This window comes from Peterkaempfera bronchialis (genome assembly GCF_003258605.2).
GTDB classification, from domain to species: domain Bacteria; phylum Actinomycetota; class Actinomycetes; order Streptomycetales; family Streptomycetaceae; genus Peterkaempfera; species Peterkaempfera bronchialis.
The window spans coordinates 1,831,793-1,853,496 of record NZ_CP031264.1; the positions used below are offsets into that span (position 1 = coordinate 1,831,793).

Here is a 21,704-nt window from a genome sequence, read left to right on the forward strand (position 1 = left end):
CGAGGGCGGCTGGGACGCCGCTCCGAGAGGACGGCTTCCGATGCACAGCCACGACCAGCACGACCACAGCGGGCACGGGGCGGGGCAGGGCGGCCATCACCACCACGGGGTGGCGGCGGACGGCGACCGGCGCTGGCTCGTCATCGCCCTCACCCTGATCACCGTCTTCATGGCAGGCGAGGTCATCGTCGGCGTGGTGGCCGGGTCGCTGGCGCTGATCTCGGACGCCGTCCATATGCTCACCGACGCGGTCTCCATCCTGCTGGCGCTGGTGGCGATGCGGCTGGCCGCCCGCCCGGCGCGCGGCAGCTACACCTACGGCCTGAAGCGCGCGGAGATCCTCTCGGCGCAGGCCAACGGCCTCACCCTGCTGCTGCTCTCGCTCTGGCTCGGCTATGAGGCGGTCCGGCGGCTGATCTCGCCTCCGGAGGTCACCGGCAGCCTGGTGCTGATCACCGCACTGGTGGGAGTGGCCGTGAACCTCGCCGCCACCTGGGCGATCTCCAAGGCCAACCGGACCTCCCTCAATGTCGAGGGCGCCTTCCAGCACATCCTCACCGACCTGTACGCCTTCATCGCCACCCTGATCGCCGGCGCCGTCATCGTGACCACCGGGTTCGCCCGCGCCGACGCCATCGCCTCCCTGGTGGTGGTCGCCCTGATGCTGCGCGCCGGGTTCGGGCTGGTCCGCGACTCCGGGCGGATCTTCCTGGAGGCCGCCCCGGTCGACATCGACCCGAACGACCTCGGCGACCGGCTGGCCGCCGTCGGCCGGGTCGCCGAGGTCCACGACCTGCACCTGTGGCAGATCACCTCCGGCCAGTCCGCGCTCTCCGCCCACATCCTGGTCGTCCCGGACGGCGACTGCCACGCCGTACGGCGGGAACTCCAGCGGATGCTGCGGAACGACTACCGCATCACCCACACCACCCTCCAGGTCGACCACCTCGGCGAGGACCCGGACACCGACCTCCTCCACATCACCCCCCGCCGCTCCACCCCGCCCACCGACCCGCACTGCGAAGAACCCCACGGCCCCATCCACCGCCCCGGCCCCCACGAACACTGACCCCCGAGTCGGCGGGTCAACGGCCTGTGCGGTGAAGCCCTCCGCCTTTGCGCGTCACCAACCCGGATGCAAGCCTGGAACCCGAGGCTCCGGAAGAAGCCATTCGCCCCGGGATCGCAGCCTGATCAGGTTGAACGGGCTGAGCAGCGAGGAACCGGCGGAGGCGCCGAGGCATCCGGCCGCCCGCAGCACGAGTCCGCACACAGCACCTGACCCTGTGGGAGGGCCCGGGAAAGTGAGGTGTCCCCATGCGGGCAACGTTCATGTACAAAGCCGGCGATGTGCGCGTCGAGAACGCGCCCGACCCGGTCATCGAACACCCCACCGACGCGGTGGTGCGCATTGTGCGCAGCTGCGTATGCGGCAGTGACCTGCACCCCTACCACACCATGCCGGCGTCGGAGGGCCCTGCGCCGATGGGGCACGAGTTCCTTGGCATCGTGGAGGAGGTGGGCTCCGAGGTCTCCGGGTTCACCCGCGGTGACCTGGTGGTCTCCCCGTTCGCCTTCGCGGACAACACCTGCGAGTTCTGCCGCGAGGGCCTGCACACCTCCTGCCCGAACGGCGGCTTCTTCGCCGTCGGAGGCATCGGCGGCGCCCAGACCGAGGCGGTGCGCGTCCCTCAGGCGCAGGGCACTCTGGTGAAGCTGCCGGCGGATGTCGATGCGGCGCTGCTGCCGTCGCTGCTGACCCTGGCCGATGTGTACGGCACCGGCCACCACGCCGCCCACCAGGCCCGCGTCCGCCCGGGTGACACGGTCACCGTCATCGGCGACGGCGCCGTCGGCCTGCTCGCCGTCCTGTCCGCGAAGCAGCTCGGCGCGGAGCGGATCATCCTCATGGGCCGCCACCGGGACCGCACCGACCTGGGCCGCTTCTTCGGCGCCACCGATGTCGTCCCCGAGCGCGGCGAGGAGGGCATCGCCAAGGTGCGCGAACTGACCGGCGGCCACGGCAGCCGCGCGGTGCTGGAAGCCGTCGGGCACCTGCCGGCCTACCAGATGGCCGTCGGCGCCGTGCGCCCCGGCGGGGTGATCAGCCGGGTCGGCGTGCCGCAGTACGAGAACGCTCCGATCGGATTCGGCAGCCTCTTCGGCCCGAACGTCACCCTGACCGGTGGCCCGGCCCCGGTGCGCGCCTACATCGAGCAGCTGCTGCCCGCCGTGCTGGACGGCACCGTCGAGCCCGGTCGCGTCTTCGACCGCACGGTGTCCCTGGAGGAGGTGCCCGAGGGCTATCGGGCGATGGACCAGCGCGAGGCGCTGAAGGTCATGGTCACCCCCTGACGCGCGGCCCGGCGTCGATGCCTGTGGCCCGAGCCGCCTTTGCGCCGCGGAGATGGTAGAAAGTTTGACGATCGCTGGTGCGGGTGTAACACTCCCGCAGTGCGCAGCGGAATCCTGGTCGGCGCCGGCAAACTGGGCCGGACCCTTGTGATCCTGGGCGTCCTGGGGTCACTCTGCCTGGGCGTCCTGGCGCTGACGGGTGCCGAGTGGCCGTTCGGCCGGGCCGCCGCCGCGGTGGCGGTCGCCGGTGGGGAGCAGCCGCCGCCCCAGGACTATGTGGATCTGCGTACCGTGGCCCCCGCCGCGCCCGCGCCGCCGAACGGCCCGGACGCGTCCACCGGCTCCTTCGCCGAGGACTGCGGGCGGAACGCCGAGGGGCATCGCAATTCGGACAATGTCGTGACCTCGCCCGGGATCACCGACGGGGCGCACCACACCCACGACTATGTGGGCAACCTCTCCACCAACGCGTTCTCGACCGACGCGAGCCTGGAGGCGGCGGCCACCACCTGCACCGACGGCGACCGGTCGACCTTCTACTGGCCGGTGCTGCGCCGCCTGGACCGCAGCGGCGGCCCGGGCAGCGGGGCCCACGGCAACACCGGGCGGATCCTGGAGCCGGTCTCGGTGCGGGTGGAGTTCCGGGGCAGTCCGGTGAGCCCGGTGGTGCCGATGCCGCACGGGCTGCGGCTGCTGACCGGCGACCCGGTGGCCGCCACCTCCGACGGGAGCCTGACCAGGGCCGCGTGGGGGTGCAGCGGCCTGCCCGGCCGCAGCACCGAGCTGTACCCGCGCTGCCCGGAGGGCAGCCGGCTCACCCGCACGCTGGACTTCCCCAGCTGCTGGGACGGCCTGCACACCGACAGCCCGGACCACCGCGACCACGCGGTGTTCCCGGCGGCCAACGGGGTCTGCCCGCACGGCACCTTCGCCGTGCCGCAGCTGCGCGTCGTCGTCGCGTACGAGATGCCGTCCGGGGCTCCGTTCGCGCTGGACTCCTTCCCGGAGCAGCGGCGCAGCCCGGTGACCGAGCACGCGGTCTTTGTGGATGAGATGTCGGACCGGCAGATGGCCCGGGTGGCGGACTGCCTCAACCAGGGCCGCCGCTGCTGAACCACGCCGCCCCCCGGGCGGCGTGAGATGTGTCACCGGACCGGCTGCCGTGGCGGTGAACCCTTTGCGGGCGCTCAGCCGTGTTCTGCGCGACGCACCTCGACAACAACGCCTGCACCAGATGCCGGTGCAGCTGAGGACGGAGTGGGTGGATGGCGGCGTTGTGGTCGCGAACTCGACAAAGCGCGAGTGACGAGGCACTGATTCGATCGCTCTACGAGGAGCACGGCAGAGCGCTGCTGGCCTACGCGGTCCGGCTCACCAGCGACCACGCGGCAGCCGAGGACGTGGTGCAGGAGACCCTGATCCGCGCCTGGCGCCATCCCGAAGTGCTGGTCAACGGCAAGGGTTCGATACGCGGCTGGCTGCTCACCGTGGCCCGCAACATCATCACCGACCGCTACCGGGCCAAGGCGGCGCGGCCGACGGAGGTGCATGAGTCGCCGGCCAACCCGCCGGTGGAGCGGGACCACGCGGAGGCCGTGGTGGACTCCATGTTCGTCCTGGAGGCACTGGACCGCCTGTCGCCGGACCACCGCGACGTCCTGCGGGAGATCTATCTGCGCGGCCGGACCGTCACCGAGACGGCCACCACCCTGGGGCTGCCTGTCGGGACCGTGAAATCTCGATCACACTATGCCCTCAAGGCACTGCGTGAGATCTACTCGGCCAAGCCGACCGCACTCAAGGAGGTGGCGGCATGAGCACCCAGCACGGAGACCGGAGGCATGACCAGCACGAGGGCGAACGGCTCACCGCCTACCTCCTCGGCGTCCTCGACGAGCAGGAGGTGAGCGCCGTCGAGCAGCACCTGGCCGCGTGCCCGGACTGCCGGCAGGAGCTCGCCGAACTCCGTGAGATGGAGCGGGCATTGGGCGAAGTCCCCCCGGAAGCACTCCTGGACGGGCCGCCCGACGGCGGCGACCTGCTGCTTCAGCGCACGCTGCGCCAGGTCCGGCGGGAGCGCGTGGGCCAGGAACGGCGACGATGGGTCGCGGTGGGTGTGGCGGCGGCGGTCGCCGGGGCGGCGCTGCTCGGCGGCGGGATGCTGATCGGGCGGAGCGGTACGGGCTCCGGGCCCGGCGTCGCGCTGCCCACGCCGCCTTCGGTGAGCGGGGCTCCCAGCACTCCGGCGGTGCCGCCGGCCGGTACCAGGACGGCGTCGGTGACCGATCCGGAGACCGGGACCCGGATGACGGTGGCGGTGCTTCCGGCCAAGGGCTGGGTGCGGGTCAACGCCGCCGTGGTCGGTATCCCCGCAGGTGAGGAGTGCCGGCTGATGGTGATCGGCAAGGACGGCACCAAGGAGATCGCCGGTGGCTGGAAGGTCTCGCCGAAGGGCGCGACGTCCGGTATCAACCTGGACGGCACGGCCCTGCTCGACCCCGCCGAGGTCGCGGCGGTGGCGGTGGAGAACATCCACGGGAAGAGGTTCGTCACCGCGCCGCTCCCCTCCTGAGGCCGCGCGGCCCTTCCGGCGGACGGCGGCCACCCCCACCGTGCTGGGCGGCGGGGGTGGCCGCCGTCGTTCCGACGTGCCGGCCGTTCCGACGGGTCGGCGCGGCGCTCAGCGCTGCGCGGCCTTGCCACCGTCCGGCCCGACCGCGAACCAGGTGCCGCCGATGCCCTGGCCGTTGGTGTCGCCGGGCCGGTTGTCGCCGGAGTAGCGGTAGATGGGCCAGCCGCCGACGGTCAGCTGCACCGCGCCGTCCTGCCGCCGGATCGCGCCGATCCGCGATGGCTCGATGCCGGCCAGATAGACATTGCCGCCCTCCTTGATGATCACCGGCGGCCAGGTGGTGGCGCAGTCGGCGTCGCAGTTCGACTGGGAGGGGTCGGCGGTGTCCCGGTCGAACCGGTACAGCGTCGACTGGTTGACATTGATCAGGTGGGGGCCCAGGTCGGGGGCGTCGACGGCGGAGAGCTGCACCCAGACCGGCGGCTGGACCTGGAGGGCCGCGCCGACCACCGTGCCGCCGTTGCCGGACCGGCCGTGCTCGGCGGCCGATCCACTGACCAGCTGGAGCGTGTCATTGCCCGCCGGGGCCGAGTCCGGGGCCGAGTCCGCGGCCGGGGCCGTCGGCGGGGGTGCGGACTGGGCAGCTGCGGCCGGCGCGGGCGCGTCGCCGATCACCACGGTCTTGCCGCAGGCGGAGGCGCCCGCGAGTCCGCAGACCAGAAGGGTCGCAAGCAGGGCGCGCGAGGCTGACCTGCGCGCCGCATGGGTGTTGCGTTCACGTGTCACGTGGGGGACACGGAGCACGGGCCGGACCGGTTCACCTCGGCTCCGCGTCGGTGAACCGCAACCCGCCCCGGTACGTGTTCCGCAGCGAGGCCGACCACGGCCCAGACCATGGAGGAGGCGGGATGGCGGACATCAGGATTCCGGGGGACGAACTGGAGCAGGTGTCGCAGGCGCTCGGATTCGTCCTCGACCACATCGACACCGGCAACTCCGGGGTGGACCTGGACCGGGCGCTCGGCTACCCGCTGATCCACCAGGGCAACCACTTCGAGAGCCGCTGGAGCGACGGGCGCTTCCAGCTCAACAAGCAGTGCACCACCATCAAGAAGGCGGTCGACGACATCCTCACCCAGTTCAAGGACACCGACGACCAGGCTGCGGCCCATCTGGACGGTGCCTGATGGCCGACGCCGACCGCTTTCTGCTGGACGTACCGGACTCCTGGGCCCAGCTCGACCTCACCGGGAGCGCCCTCGCCGAGGCCCGGACCACCGCTCTGGCGCTCGCCCGCGACGCCCGCGAGCAGGCCAGGATCAACGACCTGTTCCGGCAGGCCCGCGAGGTCAGCCGGGCTGCGCGGCGGCGCGGCGCGCTCTTCGCCGCCGGTACGGCCACCCAGTACGACGACGGCCTCTTCATGGGGTACGCGATGGTCTTCGCCGTCACCGCCCCGCCCGGCCGCGAGCTGACGCTGCCGGTGCTGGCCGCCCAGCTCTCCCCGCCCGCCGGCGCCCAGGGGAGCGCCAAGCAGCCGCAGGGCCGGACGGTCTCGGCGGTGGAGCTGCCCGGGATCGGCCAGGTGGCACGGATCACCGGTATCGAGGACGCCCCGCTCACCGCCGACATCGTGGTGCGGATGGTCACCATGCACACGGTGGTGCCGATCCCCGGGTCGCCGCGCGACTACCTGGTCGTCACCTGCGCCAGCCCCAATCTGCCGCTGGCCGACGAGGTGTACGAGCTGTTCGACGCGATCAGCGGCACACTGCGCTTTCTGCCGGGCAGGGCCGAGGCCGTGTCCTGAGCGGCGTCCATACGGCGGTGGGGCCGGGCGGGAGCACCACTCCCGCCCGGCCCCACTTCTCTGCCCGGCCGCCGTTCAGCCGGGCAGCCGGGTCTCCGGCACCTGCACGGTGAGCAGGGCCCCGTCGCCCAGGTGCAGCAGGCCCCGGCCCGGCCTCGGGGGCTGCCCGACCACGCCTCGGGAGAGCCGCACCCCGACCACCTCCCCGTCGCTGAGGCTCTGCGGGGAGAGCAGCATCCCGGAGCGGTTCCGCTTCACCTGCCCGGTCCAGCCCGCCAGGCCCAGCGCCAGCGACTCGGCGTTCCCCGCCGCCACCAGCCCCCAGCCCGGCCCGGCCCCGCCCCGGGCCAGCAGCGCCAGATCGCTGTCGATCTCCGACTGCATATAGAGCTCGGCGTCGTCCACCAGGATCACCGCCTGGTCCTCCGGGACGTCGCGCAGCGCGGCCCGGAAGTCGGCGGCGGACAGCTCCGCATCGGTGAAGAGCGCGGCCACCCCGGGGACACCGGCCAGGTCGCGCAGCGGCGAGCGGCGCGGCGCCAGCACGATCAGCCCGGTGCCGGACTCCAGCAGCGAGCGGGCCACCACGGCAAGCGCGGTACTGCGGCCGGTGCGCGGCGGCCCGGCGATCACAAAGGTCGGCACATCCGCGAGGTCCGGCCCCAGCGCGGTGAGCGTGTCACCGCCGACGCCGACCAGCGGGCGCAGCGGCCCCGGGTCGCGGCGCAGCGCCATGGCGTCGGCGTACCTGACCAGGTCGGGCAGCACATCCAGCCGGATCGGCCGCCGCTCCTCGGGGACCTCCGCCTCACGGACGGTCAGCTCCTCGCCCAGGGCGGTGAGCAGCGACGCCTGGGCGGTGCCGGAGAGGTCCGGGCCGAGGACGGCGATCTGCACCTCTGCGGTGTCCCGCGCCCGGATGCCGCGCCCGGGCGGCGGGTCGGCCGGGGCCGACCGGGGGGTGAGGCCGACCACCGCGTAGTCGGCGCGGTCGTTGAGCCGGAGCACGATCCGGTCCTCGGTGGTGCCCGCGAACCGGCTGGACCCCAGCACCCGGTCGCCGGCCAGCACCAGGTGGATGCCGACTCCGGCGCCGTCGCGCAGCAGCCGCAGGGTGCGCTCCAGATAGCTGCCGTTGTCGAAGGTGGCGAACTCCCGCTCGAAGACCTCGAAGCGGTCCACCAGCACCACGATGTGCGGCGGCCGCTCCTCCGCCGGGACCATGCCGCGCAGCTCCGCCAGGTCGGCGGTGCCGCGTGCGCCGAGCAGCGCCTGACGACTGGTCAGTTCGGTGACCAGCCGGTCCAGCAGCCTGCCCAGCCGCTCCGTCTGGTTGCGGTCCACCACCGCCCCGCAGTGCGGCAGCGCGCTGAGGGCGTTGAGCGCCCCGTTGCCGCAGTCGATGCCGTACAGATGGAGGTCGGCCACCCCGTGGGCGCGGCCGAGGGCCGCCGCCAGGGTGCGCAGCGTCTGCGAGCGCCCGCTGCGCGGCGAGCCGATGATGTGCAGATGGCCGGACCGGTCCAAGTCCAGGACCAGCGGGGTGCGCGCCTGCTCGGCGGGCAGGTCGACCAGCCCGTACGCCACGGCGGGCAGCGCCGCCGCGCGGTCCGCCGGGGGCCTGGGCCCTGCGGGCTCCGTCCACGGGAGGACGTCGGGCAGCGGCGGCAGCCAGGGGCTGGGCTGCCGGTCCACCCCGGTGGCCTGCGCCGCCTCCGCGACGGCGGCGGTGAGCACCGCCAGGTCGGTCAGGGCCTGCCGACCGCTCGGGGCGCCGCCGCCGACCGGGGCCGCGCCCCGCTCGACCGGGCCGCCCAGCTCGCGCCAGCCGATGCCGTGTGCCCGTACCGGGGCCTCCGCCGACGCGGGGACCGCCCCGGCGGGCCGCCGGCCGCCGACCCGGCCCGCCTGGAACGGCAGCAGCGCCGCCGGGCCCAGCCTGGCGTAGGCGCGGCCGGGGGTGACCGGGGAGATGTCCCCGGCGTCGGGGGCGTCGATGATGTCGCGGCTCTCCCCCGCGTCGGTGGTGCGCAGCGCGATCCGCAGGTTGGTGTTGGCGCGGATGTCCGCCGTGACCGCGCCGGTGGGGCGCTGGGTCGCCAGCACCAGGTGGATGCCGAGCGAGCGGCCCCGCTGGGCGATGTTGACCAGGCCGGAGATGAAGTCGGGCAGCTCCCGGGCCATCGAGGCGAACTCGTCGATCACCAGCAGCAGCCGGGGCAGCGGCGGCAGGACGTCGCCGCCCCGGGACCGCTGGTCCAGGTAGTCCTCGATGTCCTTGGCCGACGCCTCGGCCAGCAGTTGCTCGCGGCGGCGCAGCTCCGCGCCGAGCGAGACCAGCGCCCGCTCCACCAGATGGGTGTCCAGGTCGGTGACCAGGCCGACGGTGTGCGGCAGGTCGGCGCACTCGGCGAAGGCGCTGCCGCCCTTGTAGTCGACCAGGACGAAGGTCATCTCATCCGGCCGGTTCACCACCGCGAGGGTCGCCACCAGGGTCTGGAGCAGCTCGGACTTGCCGGACCCGGTGGTCCCGGCGACCAGCGCGTGCGGCCCGTCGCGGACCAGGTCGACGGCGAAGTCCCCGTCGTAGCCGGTGCCCAGCACCGCCCGGGTGGAGCGGCCGGACAGCGCCCAGCCTGCGGCGACCGCCCCGGCCGTGGGCGGTTCGACACCCAGCAGGTCCAGCAGCCGCACCGCGCCGGGCAGCGCGCTCTCCTCGGCGTCGCCGACCCCGCGCAGCGGCGCCAGCGCCCTGGCTGCCTGCTCGTACCAGCCGGGCTCCGGGGAGTCCGCGCGGACGCCCTCCAGCGGGGCGCCCCCGCCGGTGCGCACCCGGAGGTAGCCGTCCGGGCCGGTGGTCACCACGGCGGTGCACTCCTCGGGGAGCAGCCGCTCCTCGCGTTCCAGGCAGACCGTGTACACCCCCACCGACGGGCCGTCACGGAGCAGCGACACCACGCCGGGCAGCGCACGGGCCCGGCGGGCCTGCTCCAGCACCACCAGGATGTCCGGGGAGCCGGCGGCGCCGCCGCGCGGCGCACCCGGGCCGGCGGCCAGCCGGCTCGCGACCAGTCGGCTCAGCTCGCCGATCCGGCGGGCCGTCGACTCGGCGGTGCTGCCGACCAGCGCATAGGCGTCCTCGCCCTGCGGGCGGCTGTGCGGCAGCCAGCGCACCCACGACCAGTCCGCCTCGCCCTCGGTACCGGCCAGCACATAGATCCGCAGATCGGCGGGGCTGTGCAGGGCGGCGGCCTGCGCCACCGTCCAGCCGGCCAGATTGGCGGCGCCCGCACCGGCGATGCCCGCGACCCCGGCGGAGCGCAGCGGCACCCGTACCGGCACCTGGGTCAGCCACGGCACGGTGGTGCGGCGGTGCTCGTCCAGCGCCGGGTCCTCCACGGTCAGCGAGGACGGCAGGTCGGCGGTGCCCACCCGGACGTCCAGGAAGTCCGGGTCCTGCCAGCGGCGCTCCCAGAGCCGCTCCGACGGCTGGGCCGCCATCTGGAGCAGCGAGGCCGGATCGGGGTGGGCGAGCCTGAGGTGGTGCTGCTCCGCCAGGACGGCGGTGTCCACATCGGCGCGGACCCGGGCCAGCGACTCCTCGTACCGGCGGACCTTCTCCGCATAGCTGACCTGGGTCTGCTTGCGGCTGCCGAACTGGGTCGCCAGCGCGCCGAGCGGGGAGAGCAGCGCCAGCAGTACGAAGATCCAGCGCCCGGTCGACACAATGGCGACCAGCGCACCGCCCGCCGGGACCAGCAGGATCGGCAGCAGCGGGATCGGCCGCTTGTCCGGCTTGACGGGGGCGCCCGGCAGCCGGAAGCGGCCGGCGCTGCGGGCGGCGAGGAAGCGCGGCGGCCGGTTGAACTCCAGCCCCAGCCCGTCGGCCGCAGGGGTCAGCGGCGCGCGGGCCGAGTTCGGCAGGGCCAGTTCCAGCAGGGTGTCCCCGACGGCGAGTTGGCTGCCCTCGGGCCAGCGGACGGTGCCCGCCGGCTCCCTGCCGTCCAGCAGCGCCTGCCCGGCCGCCGCCACCGCCACCTCGGCGGTGTGGTCCACCCGCACCCGGACCCGGGCGGCGACCGCCGGGGCACCGGGGGCCAGCCGGATGCGGCAGCCGGGGCCGCTGCCGATCTGGTACTCGCCGGGCGGCAGCCGGTAGGTCGTACCGGCCCCCGGTCCGCTGACCACCCGCAGCTCCAACCGGCCCTCGGGCTCGGCCTCCCGGGGAAGGGGGGCGCCGAGCCCGAGGTCCAGGCCGTCGCGCACTCCTGCGGCGTACAGGGTGGCCTCCGGGTCCACCGGATCCGAGCCGATGTAGAGCACCGGGCCGGTATCGGCGGCAGCGGCGCCGGTACCGGTCCGGTGCCCGACGGCACGGGCCAGCTCCGCGGCGAACCGCCCCGCCTGGGCGGAGGGTTCGGTGTCGACGACGACGGCTGTGGACACCCCCTCGTCCTCGGGGTCACGGACGCTGACGTTCAGGCGCACGGCAATCGATTCCCTCGTACGTGAGTCGTGAGTGGTGGGGCTGCGGGTGGGCCGACCCGCTACGACAGGTTGGAACCCAGCTGCTCGTCGGTCTGCGAGAACGCGTCGCCGACGGCCTTGATGTACTGGCCGATGCCCTGGAGGCCCTGGTTCACCTGGTCGAAGCCCCGGGCGAACTCGTCGAAGAAGGGCTGGAACTTCTGCTGGGCGGCCGGGGTGCTGTAGCCCTGGGCCAGCAGGTTCTGGATCTTCCCGCGCACCTCGGTGAGCTTGTCCTGGAGCTGCGAGAAGTCATTGAGCAGCGCGGCCGAGGTGGAGGCGGTCTCGTCGGAGTTGACGGCGAAGTTGGGCATGGTGGTTCTCCTTGGTTGCTGTGGTGCTGTCGGTCCGTCCACCTGGTGGTGGGGGTCTGTGGGGGCTCGGCTCAGCCGGAGCCGGTGGTCGGGGAGGGCGGCAGCGGGATGTCCTGCGGCTCGGGCCTGGGCGGGGACACCGGACGCGGCGGCGCCTCGATGGTCGGGGACGGCGGCAGCGGGACATTCTGCGGCTCCGCCACCAGAGCCGGGGCCGAAGCCGGGGGTGCCTCGGTGGTCGGGGAGGGCGGCAGCGGGATGTCCTGCGGCTCGGGCCTGGGCGGGGACACCGGACGCGGCGGCGCCTCGGTGGTCGGAGAGGGCGGCAGCGGGACACTGTGCGGCTCCACCACCGGGGCCGGAGTCGGAGCCGGAGTCGGGGCGGGCGCCGGAGTCGGGGCGGGCGTCGGAGTCGGGGCGGGCGTCGGAGTCGGGCGGGCGTCGGAGTCGGGGCGGGCGTCGGAGTCGGTGTCGGGGCCGGGGCGGCGGGGCCGGGGCCGTGCGAGGTGCCCTTGGCCGGGAAGATCGAGTCCACGCCGTGCCCGAACGCCCGCTTGCCCACGGAACCGACCGACCCCGGCAGGAAGTTGGCCGCCTCCCCCGCGACGGCCTCCGCCGGGTCGGTCCCCTCCGCGACCGCGACCCCGACCTTGGCGCCGCTGGACGCACCCTCCTGCACCAGTCCCGCGCCCTGGTCGATCAAAGCGCCGCGCAGCCCGACCGGCTCCGGCTCAGGAACCTCCGCCGCCGGCCGGAGCCTCGGGGCGAAGGCGCCCCCGTCGAACTCGCCGCCCCTGAAGCCGCGCGCACCCCGGATACCGGCACCGACCACGGCACCGGCCGCCGCGCCCGCCAGCAGGTTGGCCGCGGTGATCTCGTCGCCGTTGAGCTTCTTGACCACCGCCTCCTCGCCCACCTTGTGGCCGAACTCACCGATCGCGCCGGTGACCAGCTTCCCGCCCGGGCTGTCGAAGGCCACCTGGAACGCCTTGGTACCGGTCACGGTCTCCGTGGCCTTGGTGATGCTGCCGGCGACCGACCGGAAGAAGCCGCCCGACGAGATGCCCTTGAGCAGCGCCGGGGAGACCTTGGTGATGGCCAGTTCGGCCGCCCGGCCGCCCAGTTTGAGCAGCGAGCCGCCCGGGACGATCGCCAGCAGCCCGACCAGGAAGTCACCGGTCTTGAAGTCTCCGGTGACGATCTGTTGAACCGTCTGCAAGGCGAACAGCAACCCGCCGAGGACCAGGCCGACCACCGGGAAGAAGACGGTGACCACGGCCACCAGGATGTCGATCAGGATCTTGACGAACGGGAAGTCCGCGAAGAAGTCCGCGATCTTCTGGAAGAAGTTCCGCTCCGGGATGGCCTTCGCTGCGGCGTCGTCCAGCTCCTGGCCCGCCCGCCGGGACGCCTGCTCGCGGAGGTTCCGGGCGTCCTCGGCCAGCCGTCTGGCGCCGGACAGGCTCTGCTGGGCGGCATCGATGCCGTCCTGCTGCCGCCGCGCCTCCTCCCGCTGCTCGTCGGTGGCGTCCTCGGCGAGCGGGGGGACCGTCTGGCGGGCCGTCCCGGCGACCGGTCCGGCCTGGTCCATGGCCCGGTCGACCTGGGACTGCGCATCCTCCAGTTGACCGGCGTAGGTCTCATAGGCGGTGGCCGCCTCGGAGAAGGAGTCCGCCGTCCTGCCGAGCTTGTCCGGCAGCGACTTCAGCTGGCCGCGCAGGGCGTCCATCGCCTGTCCGCTGCCCTGCTCCACGGCGCCGCCGCCGCTCAGGATCCTGGTGGCGGTCTCGGCCTGGTCGCCGATCTCCCGGTAGCGGGAGGCCAGCCGCCGGATCTCGTCCGGGTCTCCAGGCGTCGGGTCCTGGGACATTCCGAGGACGTCGAATCCTGAGGTGTGTCGTCGCGGCACGTCTCCCCCTGGCGGATGGCTGGCTTGCTGACCTCCACACGGGTCGGCCGCGCAAGCGGTTCAGCCGAATTCCGGTGAACCTTTTCCACCACCCCTCCCGTGTCCCCTGTGAGGTGCGAAGGGGCCCGCCCGTGGCCCCGGTACCTCAGCGGGCGCCGAGAGATGGGTGGGACCAGATGATGGGGAGCGCCGGACCGCGAGGTTCGGGTCGGTGGACGGCCGTACGGACGGCCGTCGCCGTACTGCTGCTGACCGCATGGGCCGTACTGGTCCCGGGCGGGGCGGCGGCCGGCGCCGCCGACGGCGACGGCGACGGCCTCGTCAAGGTGTATGTGGTGCGGTCGGCGGACCGGAACGGCGGTACGCCCGACACCCTGGTCTCCGTCGCCGCGCGCACCCTGGGCGACGGCAACCGGGCCGGTGAGATCTTCGCCCTCAATCGCGGACGGCAGCAGCCCGACGGCTCCGCCCTGACGGACCCGGCCGACCTGCGGCCGGGCTGGATCCTCCGGCTGCCCCAGGACGCGGGCGGTCCCGATGTGCAACTGGCCCGCGAGACCGCCGCTCAGGACGGCGGCCGACAGGACGCCGCTGCCCCCAGCGGGCAGCAGGAGTCCGAGCCGCTGGTGATCCCACTCCCGGCCGTGCTCGCCGTGGTCGGCGCCATCCTGCTGGCCCTGCTGACGGCCGGGATCGTGGCCCGGCGGCGGGTGCGGCGGGCGTTCGCCGCATCGGTCCGGGTGGTACGCAGGCTCGGCGAACCGGCCCGCCGGGCGCGCAGGCTGCGCTACCGCAGGTCGCTCACGGAGTCCTTCGCCCGGGACCAGGAGTCGCTGCGCTACGCCCATGCGGTACTGGCCGAGCTGACCGGGCCCGAGGAGCGGGCCGTGCACGCCGTCGCCGTGGACGGTACGGGTGCCACCGCATGGGTGGCGGCCACCGGCACTCCCCCGGCGCCGTGGCAGGACCTGGGCGGCGGCCGCTGGCACCGCCCGCCCGGTGCACCCGCACGGCCCGGCGCCACCCTGCCACCGCATTACCGCCAGGACGTCCCCTGCCTGGTGCGGGTCGGCGTGGAGGCGCAGGGCCGACCGGTCTTCGTCGACCTCAGCCGACTCGACGGGGTGTTGAGCGTCACCGGGGACCGCGCGGTGGCCCGGGACACGGTGCAGACGCTGCTCGCCGAGATCGCCCGGACCCGTCCCGAAGTACCCGTCACGGCCTTGCAGGGCACCGGCGGCCTACCGATCGCGCTCCCCGCCGCCCTGCCCCGGATCGACCCGGCCGACCTCGCCGCCTACACCCCGCCGACCCGCCCGACCGCCGCCGCCCGGAGCGGCGGCACCCTCCGAGCGGCAGCCCGGCTCCGCCCGCTGCGGGCACTCCTGGTCGTCCCGGGAGCACCCACCGGCCGCGAGTCGGCCGACCTGGCCGCCCTCTGCGGGCCCGGCGGGGCCGGCTGGACGGCGCTGGTCTGCGGAGACGCCGACGGCGCCCACTGGCGCTGGTCGGCCACCCCGGACGGCTCCCTCGAACTCCCCCTGCTCAACCTCACACTCACCACCCCAGCCTGACCACGAAGCACCCACCGCCGGGCACGTGCCCGGCGGGTCGCAGCGGTCACTCCGGGCGCAGGTCCTTGATGCGGCGGATCTTGCCCACCGACCGCTCCAGGGTCTCGGGGTCGACCACCGCCACCTCGACGGTCACCCCGACCCCGTCCTTGACGCCCTTGGCGATGGACGCCTCGGCCAGCTGGCGCTGGTCCGGTGCGAGGCCGGGGCGGGCCTCGACGCTGACGGTCATATGGTCCATCCGGCCGCGCCGGGTGAGCTGGACCTGGAAGTGCGGGGCGACACCGGGGGTACGCAGCACGATCTCCTCGATCTGGCTGGGGAAGACATTCACCCCGCGCAGGATGATCATGTCGTCGCAGCGGCCGCTGATCTTCTCGATCCGGCGGAAGGCGGGCCGGGCGGTGCCGGGCAGCAGCCGGGTCAGGTCGCGGGTGCGGTAGCGGATGACCGGCAGCGCCTCCTTGGTGAGGGAGGTGAAGACCAGTTCACCGCTGTCGCCCTCGGCCATGGCCTGGTCGGTGAGGGGGTCGACCACCTCCGGGTAGAAGTGGTCCTCCCAGACGTGCAGGCCGTCCTTGGTCTCCACGCACTCCTGCGCCACGCCGGGGCCCATCACCTCGGAGAGGCCGTAGATGTCGACGGCGTGGATGTCCAGCCGCTGCTCGATCTCGCGGCGCATCTCCTCGGTCCACGGCTCGGCGCCGAAGATGCCGATCCTCAGCGAGGTGGTGCGCGGATCGACGCCCTGCCGCTCGAACTCGTCGAGCAGGGTCAGCATGTAGGACGGGGTGACCATGATGATCTCGGGTTCGAAGTCCTGGATGATCTGCACCTGGCGGGCGGTCATGCCGCCCGAGGCCGGGATCACGGTGCAGCCGGCCCGTTCGGCGCCGTAGTGCGCTCCGAGGCCGCCCGTGAAGAGGCCGTACCCATAGGAGATGTGCACCTTGTGCCCGGGTCGGCCGCCGGCCGCGCGGATGGAGCGGGCGACCACGTCGGCCCAGGTGGAGAGGTCCTGCTCGGTGTAGCCGACCACGGTGGGGCGGCCGGTGGTGCCGCTGGAGGCGTGGACGCGGCGGACCTCGGACATGGGGACGGCGAACATGCCGAAGGGGTAGGAGTCCCGCAGGTCGGCCTTGGTGGTGAAGGGGAACCGGGCCAGGTCGGCCAGGGTGCGGCAGTCCTCGGGCCGCACCCCGGCCGCGTCGAACTTCCTGCGGTACAGCTCCACGTTGTCGTACGCGTGCCGCAGCGTCGCCCGGAGGCGGGCGAGCTGATACTCCCTCAGCTGCTCGGCCCCCATCCGCTCACCGGCGTCCAGCAGGTGCTCGGGGATCGGTTCCCCCACGCGGGGTCCCGAGACCGCCGGGTCCACCGGGCTGCTGCTCATCGCGTCTCCTTCACGGTCCGGATACTGCGGCTGCGCCCGCGGAACTCCGCAATCACCTCGTCACCGCGCAGGATGGTCACGTCATAGATGCCGCTGCGGCCGAACCGGGTGCGCTCCCGCGCGGTCGCCAGCAGCACATCGCCCTCGTGGGCGGGGGCGACGAAGTCGATGTCGGCTCCGGCTGCGACGGTCACCGGTCCATGGCTGTTGCAGGCGCAGGCGAAGGCGGTGTCGGCGAAGAGGAAGAGATAGCCGCCGTGGGCGGTCCCATGCCCGTTCACCATCGCCGGGGACACGGTCATCCGGAGCTCGGCGGTTCCTTCACCGTACTCCAGCACCTCGATACCGAGCCCTCGGGACGCCTCGTCCCCGGCGAACATCGCCTCTGCGGGGCCGGGCGCCGCACCCGTGGCCTGCGTCATGCTTTCCACCGCCTTGTGAACCGACCGAACATTCGGTTAGCGTGCAGCATGGCCAAATAATCAGGATCGGGACTGCCTGTCAAGAGGTGTCAAGAGGTGGAAGAGATGCCCCACGCCCCCGAACGCCCCGACTTCTTCGCACGCCACCGGGCGCTGCTGGAGCAGGCGGTCGCCGCCACCGCGAGCCGTGGCCACTGGACGCCCTACCCGGAGTCGCCCAGCACCACCGTGTACGGCGACGAGGCCCCCCGGGCCGGGGAAGCGGCCTTCCGGTCCCAGCTCGGCACCCAGTTCACCCTCGGCGGCCATCCCGGCAGCGGGTCGGTACCGGCCACCGAGACCTCCCCGTACGGCTTCCCGCTCGGCGTCGGCTACCCCCGCGTCACCCCGGACGAGGCGGTGGCAGCGGCCAAGGCCGCCACCGGCCGCTGGCGCGACGCGGGCCCCGACGCGCGGGCCGGGGTGGCCGTGGAGATCCTGGCCCGGCTGAACGCGGCGAGCTTCGAGCTCGCGCACGCCGTGCAGCACACCACCGGGCAGGCGTTTGTCATGGCCTTCCAGGCCGGTGGGCCGCACGCCCAGGAGCGCGGGCTGGAGGCGGTCGCCTACGCCTGGGCGGAGCAGAAGCGGCATCCGGGCACGGCCCGCTGGAGCAAGCCGCAGCGCAGGGGCGGGGCGCTGGTGATGGAGAAGACATTCACGCCGGTCGGGCGCGGGGTGGCGCTGCTGATCGCCTGCAACACCTTCCCGACCTGGAACGGCTACCCCGGCCTCTTCGCCTCCCTGGTCACCGGCAATCCGGTGATCGTCAAGCCGCACCCCGGCGCCGTACTGCCGCTGGCGATCACGGTGCGCATCGCCCGCGAGGTGCTGGCCGAGGCGGGCTTCGACCCCAACCTGGTGATCCTCGCCGCCGAGCGGCCGGAGGACCGGACGGCGGCGCGGCTGGCGCTCCACCCCGAGGTGCGCATCGTCGACTTCACCGGCTCGACCGAGTTCGGCGACTGGCTGGAGGCCCATGCGCGCCAGGCGGTCGTCCACACCGAGAAGGCCGGCCTGAACACCGTCGTGCTGGACTCCACCGCCGACTACCAGGGCCTGCTGGGCAATCTGGCCTTCTCGCTCTCCCTCTACAGCGGCCAGATGTGCACCACCCCGCAGAACCTGCTGATCCCCCGCGAGGGCATGGCCACCGACCAGGGCATCAAGACCGCCGACGGGTTCGCCGCCGACCTCGCCGCCGCGCTGGACAGGCTGCTCGGCGATCCGGCCCGGGCGGCCGGCACCCTCGGCGCCATCGTCTCCGACAGCGTCGGGGAGCGGCTGGAGCAGGCCGCAAGCCTCGGCCGTACGGTGCGGCCGTCGGCGCCGGTCGCGCACCCCGACCATCCGGAGGCCGACATCCGCACCCCGCTGGTGGCCCGGCTGGACGCGGAGGCCGACCGGGAGACGTACACCCGCGAGTGGTTCGGGCCGGTCTCCTTTGTCATCGGTACCGACTCCACCGAGCACAGCCTGCGGATCTTCCGGGAGACGGTGCGCGAGCGCGGCGCGCTGACCGCCGCCGTCCACTCCACCAGCGAGAAGGTGCTGGCGGCGGCCGAGGAAGCGGCGCTGGACGCGGGGGTGCACCTGTCGGAGAACCTCACCGGCGGCGTCTTCGTCAACCAGTCCGCCGCCTTCAGCGACTTCCACGGCAGTGCGGCCAACCCGGCCGCCAGCGCGACCCTGTCCGACCCCGCCTTCGTCACCGGGCGCTTCGCGACGCTCCAGTCGCGCCGTCCCGCACCCGCGCCCGCACCCGCACCCGTCGAGCCCGCACCCGCCAAGGAGTACAGCCATGTCCGATGAGGTCTACCTGGTCGACGGGGCGCGCACCCCGCAGGGCCGCTACGGCGGCGCCCTGGCCTCCGTACGCCCCGACGACCTGGCGGCCCTGGTGGTCGGCGAGGCGGTCCGCCGGGCCGGGGTTCCGGCGGAGGCCGTGGACGAGGTGATCCTCGGCGCCGCCAACCAGGCCGGTGAGGACAACCGCGATGTGGCCCGGATGGCCGTGCTGCTGGCCGGGCTCCCGCACACCGTGCCCGGCTACACCGTCAACCGGCTCTGCGCCTCGGGTCTGACCGCCGTCGCCTCGGCCGCCCAGGCGATCCGGGCCGGTGAGGCCGACCTGGTCGTCGCGGGCGGCGTGGAGTCGATGACCCGCGCCCCCTGGGTGATGGCCAAGCCCGGCACCCCCTGGGCCAAGCCGGGCGAGGTGCACGACACCTCGCTGGGCTGGCGCTTCACCAACCCGCGCTTCACCGCCGCCGACCGGGCGGTACCCGCCGGTGCCGGTCCGGAGGCGGTGCGGACGACGCTGTCGATGGGCGAGACCGCCGAGGAGGTCGCGGCCCTCGACGGCATCACCCGCGCCGAGTCCGACGCCTTCGCGCTCCGCAGCCACCAGCGGGCGGTGGCCGCCCAGCAGGCGGGCCGCTTCGACCGGGAGATCGTGCCGGTCCCGGTACGGGACGGCGAGGTGGCCCGCGACGAGGGCCCGCGCCCCGGCACCACGCTGGAGAAGCTGGGCGCGCTGCGGACCATCTTCCGCAGCGACGGCATCGTCACCGCCGGCTCCTCCTCCCCGCTCTCCGACGGCGCCGCCGCCCTGGTGGTGGCGAGCGCGGCGGCCGTCGAGCGGTACGGGCTCACCCCCCGGGCGCGGATCGCCACCTCCGCCTCGGCCGGTGTGCAGCCCCAGCTGATGGGCCTCGGCCCGGTCCCCGCCACCGAGAAGGCGCTCGCCCGCGCCGGCTGGCAGCTCGGCGACCTGGACGCGGTGGAGCTGAACGAGGCGTTCGCCGCCCAGGCGCTGGCCGTCATCCGACGCCTCAAACTGGACGAGGAGAAGGTCAACGCCGACGGCGGCGCCATCGCCCTGGGCCACCCGCTGGGCTGCTCCGGCGCCCGCATCCTGCTGACCCTGCTCGGCCGGCTGGAGCGCGAGGACGCCCGCCGGGGCCTGGCCACCCTCTGCGTCGGCGTCGGCCAGGGCGTCGCCATGCTGCTGGAGAGGGTGTGACGCGGATGTCCCCGTACCGGACGCTCCTGGTCGAGGAGCGGGACGACCGGGTGGTCGTCACCCTGCACCGCCCCGAGGCCCGCAACGCCATCTCCGGCCGCATGGTCGAGGAGCTGCACGAGGTGTGCGGCCTGCTGGAACGCACGCCGAGGCTGCTGCTGCTCACCGGCCACGGCGGGGTCTTCGCGGGCGGCGCCGACATCGCGGAGCTGCTGCGGCGCGGCCGGGAGGAGGCCCTTCAGGGGATCAACAGCCGGCTCTTCGAGCGGGTGCGCAGGCTGCCGATGCCGACCCTGGCCGCAGTCGACGGGTGGGCGCTGGGCGGCGGCGCGGAGCTGGCGTACGCCTGCGACCTCCGTATCGCGGGGCCGGACGCGGTCTTCGGCAACCCGGAACCGGGGCTCGGCATCCTGGCGGCGGCCGGGGCGTGCTGGCGGCTGCCCGAGCTGGTCGGCGAGTCGATCGCCAAGCAGGTGCTGCTCGCCGGGCGGAACCTGGACGCCCCGGCGGCACTGGCCGCCGGGCTGGTCATCGATGTCGTCCCGGCGGAGACGCTGCTGGAGGCGGCGCATGCGCTGCTCGACCGGATGGCGCGCTCCTCGGCCACCGCGCTGCGGCTCACCAAGCTGGTGGTCGACTCGCCCGGCGCCCACCCGGTGGCGGACGACCTGGCCCAGGCGGTGCTGTTCGAGGGCCAGGACAAGCAGGACCGGATGGCACGGTTCCTGGAGAAGAAGGACAGGAGCAGGACATGAGCACTCCCCGCACCCCCGGCACCCCTCCCCCGTCCGACGCCCCGTCCGACGCCCCGTCCGAGTCCGCGTCCGCCGCCGCCCCGGCGGTCGTCGGGGTGATCGGCGGCGGCCGGATGGGCGCCGGTATCGCGCAGTCCTTCGCGGCGGCCGGATCGGCCGTGACCGTCGTGGAGAGCGGCGAGCGGGCCGCAGCCGCCGCGCTGGACCGGATCGCCATCGGTCTGAAGCGGGCCGCCGAGCGGGGCAGGCTCCCCGAGCCCGCCGAGCGGGTACTCGGCCGGATCACGACGACGGCCACGGTGGACGGCCTGCCCGCCACGGCCGACCTGGTCGTCGAGGCGGTACCCGAGGATGCCGCGCTCAAGGCCCGGATGCTGACGGCGGCCGAGCAGGCGGTGGGTGCCACCGCGGTCCTGGCCACCAACACCAGCTCGCTGTCGATCACCGAACTCGCCTCCGTGCTCACCCGCCCCGGGCGCTTCCTCGGCATGCACTTCTTCAACCCGGTGCCCGCCTCCGAGCTGATCGAACTGGTCTTCGCGCCGCAGACCGACGCCGAGACCCTGAGCGCCGCCCTGGGCTGGACGCATGCCCTCGGCAAGAAGGACGTCGTGGTCAAGGACTCGCCCGGCTTCGCCAGCAGCCGCCTCGGCGTGGCGCTGGGCCTGGAGGCGATCCGGATGGTCGAGGAGGGGGTAGCCGAGCCGGAGGCGATCGACGACGCCATGCGCCTGGGCTACAAGCACCCGATGGGGCCGCTGCGCCTCACCGACCTGGTCGGGCTCGATGTCCGCCTGGCCATCGCCGAGCATCTGCACGCGACCCTGGGCGGGCGCTTCGCACCGCCCCGGCTGCTGCGCGACAAGGTCGCCCGGGGCGAGCTGGGCCGCAAGACCGGTCAGGGGTTCTACTCCTGGCGCTGACGCTCCTCCCCTGACAGCGGGCTTGTCCGATCAGGGGAAACTTGTCACACTGATACCGAACGAACGGTCGGTTGGGAAGCTGGTAT

Annotated in this window: 18 protein-coding genes; 12 read left to right on the forward strand and 6 right to left on the reverse strand. The window is 73.9% G+C overall.

Going from position 1 to position 21,704, the window contains the following annotated elements; genetic code table 11:
* The first annotated feature begins 40 nt into the window (after positions 1–40).
* From C7M71_RS08045 to C7M71_RS08065, 5 genes are all read left to right on the forward strand, one after another.
* The gene (locus C7M71_RS08045; protein WP_111491980.1) at positions 41–1,069 is read left to right on the forward strand and encodes a cation diffusion facilitator family transporter; all 1,029 of its coding nucleotides are present in this window, start codon (positions 41–43) and stop codon (positions 1,067–1,069) included.
* A 248-nt stretch (positions 1,070–1,317) separates the two neighbouring features.
* Positions 1,318–2,355, forward strand: coding sequence for a zinc-dependent alcohol dehydrogenase family protein (locus tag C7M71_RS08050; RefSeq protein WP_111491979.1), 1,038 nt, complete (start codon positions 1,318–1,320; stop codon positions 2,353–2,355).
* A 99-nt stretch (positions 2,356–2,454) separates the two neighbouring features.
* A complete protein-coding gene (locus C7M71_RS08055) occupies positions 2,455–3,468 on the forward strand; it encodes a DUF1996 domain-containing protein (RefSeq protein ID WP_229758610.1) in 1,014 nt (337 codons plus the stop codon).
* A 152-nt stretch (positions 3,469–3,620) separates the two neighbouring features.
* Positions 3,621–4,172, forward strand: coding sequence for a sigma-70 family RNA polymerase sigma factor (locus C7M71_RS08060; RefSeq protein WP_111491978.1), 552 nt, complete (start codon positions 3,621–3,623; stop codon positions 4,170–4,172).
* Positions 4,169–4,927 carry an anti-sigma factor gene (locus C7M71_RS08065; protein WP_111491977.1) on the forward strand — a complete coding sequence of 253 codons (759 nt, stop codon included), beginning with the start codon at positions 4,169–4,171 and terminating at the stop codon, positions 4,925–4,927. The genes C7M71_RS08060 and C7M71_RS08065 overlap by 4 nt, the downstream gene beginning before the upstream one ends.
* A 108-nt stretch (positions 4,928–5,035) precedes the next feature.
* Here C7M71_RS08065 and C7M71_RS08070 read toward each other — a convergent pair whose 3' ends face one another.
* Positions 5,036–5,713 carry a hypothetical protein gene (locus C7M71_RS08070; protein WP_111491976.1) on the reverse strand — a complete coding sequence of 226 codons (678 nt, stop codon included), beginning with the start codon at positions 5,711–5,713 and terminating at the stop codon, positions 5,036–5,038.
* 122 nt (positions 5,714–5,835) lie between these two features.
* On the opposite strand from C7M71_RS08070, the gene C7M71_RS08075 reads away from it, so the two are divergent.
* Both C7M71_RS08075 and C7M71_RS08080 read left to right on the forward strand, forming a co-directional pair.
* Positions 5,836–6,114: a hypothetical protein gene (locus C7M71_RS08075; RefSeq protein ID WP_111491975.1), complete on the forward strand. Its 279-nt coding sequence runs from the start codon at positions 5,836–5,838 to the stop codon at positions 6,112–6,114.
* Positions 6,114–6,737 (forward strand): hypothetical protein, encoded by a 624-nt coding sequence (locus tag C7M71_RS08080; RefSeq protein WP_111491974.1) that lies wholly within the window; start codon positions 6,114–6,116, stop codon positions 6,735–6,737. Before C7M71_RS08075 ends, C7M71_RS08080 begins: the two co-directional genes overlap by 1 nt.
* A gap of 75 nt (positions 6,738–6,812) precedes the next feature.
* Here the strand turns inward: C7M71_RS08080 and C7M71_RS08085 are convergent, their stop codons facing one another.
* The 3 genes from C7M71_RS08085 to C7M71_RS31015 all read right to left on the reverse strand — a co-directional run bounded on the left by C7M71_RS08085 (position 6,813) and on the right by C7M71_RS31015 (position 13,448).
* The gene (locus tag C7M71_RS08085; protein WP_114914679.1) at positions 6,813–11,219 is read right to left on the reverse strand and encodes an FtsK/SpoIIIE domain-containing protein; all 4,407 of its coding nucleotides are present in this window, start codon (positions 11,217–11,219) and stop codon (positions 6,813–6,815) included.
* Positions 11,220–11,284: 65 nt separating this feature from the next.
* Entirely contained in the window at positions 11,285–11,578 is a 294-nt protein-coding gene (locus C7M71_RS08090; protein ID WP_111491026.1) for a WXG100 family type VII secretion target, read from the reverse strand.
* Positions 11,517–13,448, reverse strand: a complete 1,932-nt coding sequence (locus C7M71_RS31015; protein ID WP_175607606.1) for a putative T7SS-secreted protein — start codon at positions 13,446–13,448, stop codon at positions 11,517–11,519. Before C7M71_RS31015 ends, C7M71_RS08090 begins: the two co-directional genes overlap by 62 nt.
* Before the next feature lie 215 nt (positions 13,449–13,663).
* On the opposite strand from C7M71_RS31015, the gene C7M71_RS08105 reads away from it, so the two are divergent.
* Positions 13,664–15,061 (forward strand): hypothetical protein, encoded by a 1,398-nt coding sequence (locus C7M71_RS08105; protein WP_162824182.1) that lies wholly within the window; start codon positions 13,664–13,666, stop codon positions 15,059–15,061.
* Between the two features lie 46 nt (positions 15,062–15,107).
* On the opposite strand, the gene paaK is transcribed toward C7M71_RS08105, so the two are convergent.
* Together paaK and paaI are read right to left on the reverse strand one after the other, a co-directional pair.
* On the reverse strand, positions 15,108–16,454 hold the full coding sequence (gene paaK, locus C7M71_RS08110; protein ID WP_111491030.1) for a phenylacetate--CoA ligase PaaK: 1,347 nt from the start codon (positions 16,452–16,454) through the stop codon (positions 15,108–15,110).
* Complete coding sequence (gene paaI, locus C7M71_RS08115) at positions 16,451–16,876, reverse strand: hydroxyphenylacetyl-CoA thioesterase PaaI (RefSeq protein WP_111491031.1); 426 nt, start codon at positions 16,874–16,876, stop codon at positions 16,451–16,453. The genes paaK and paaI overlap by 4 nt, the downstream gene beginning before the upstream one ends.
* Positions 16,877–16,981: 105 nt before the next feature.
* Between paaI and paaN the strand changes: the two genes are divergently transcribed.
* The 4 genes from paaN (at position 16,982) to C7M71_RS08135 (ending at position 21,618) form a co-directional block, all read left to right on the forward strand.
* Positions 16,982–18,727, forward strand: a complete 1,746-nt coding sequence (gene paaN, locus C7M71_RS08120; RefSeq protein WP_111491032.1) for a phenylacetic acid degradation protein PaaN — start codon at positions 16,982–16,984, stop codon at positions 18,725–18,727.
* Entirely contained in the window at positions 18,717–19,940 is a 1,224-nt protein-coding gene (locus tag C7M71_RS08125; protein ID WP_111491033.1) for a thiolase family protein, read from the forward strand. Before paaN ends, C7M71_RS08125 begins: the two co-directional genes overlap by 11 nt.
* Before the next feature lie 5 nt (positions 19,941–19,945).
* The gene (locus C7M71_RS08130; protein WP_111491034.1) at positions 19,946–20,695 is read left to right on the forward strand and encodes an enoyl-CoA hydratase/isomerase family protein; all 750 of its coding nucleotides are present in this window, start codon (positions 19,946–19,948) and stop codon (positions 20,693–20,695) included.
* Positions 20,696–20,808: 113 nt separating this feature from the next.
* Positions 20,809–21,618 (forward strand): 3-hydroxyacyl-CoA dehydrogenase family protein, encoded by an 810-nt coding sequence (locus C7M71_RS08135; RefSeq protein ID WP_229759079.1) that lies wholly within the window; start codon positions 20,809–20,811, stop codon positions 21,616–21,618.
* The last annotated feature ends 86 nt before the right edge of the window (positions 21,619–21,704 follow it).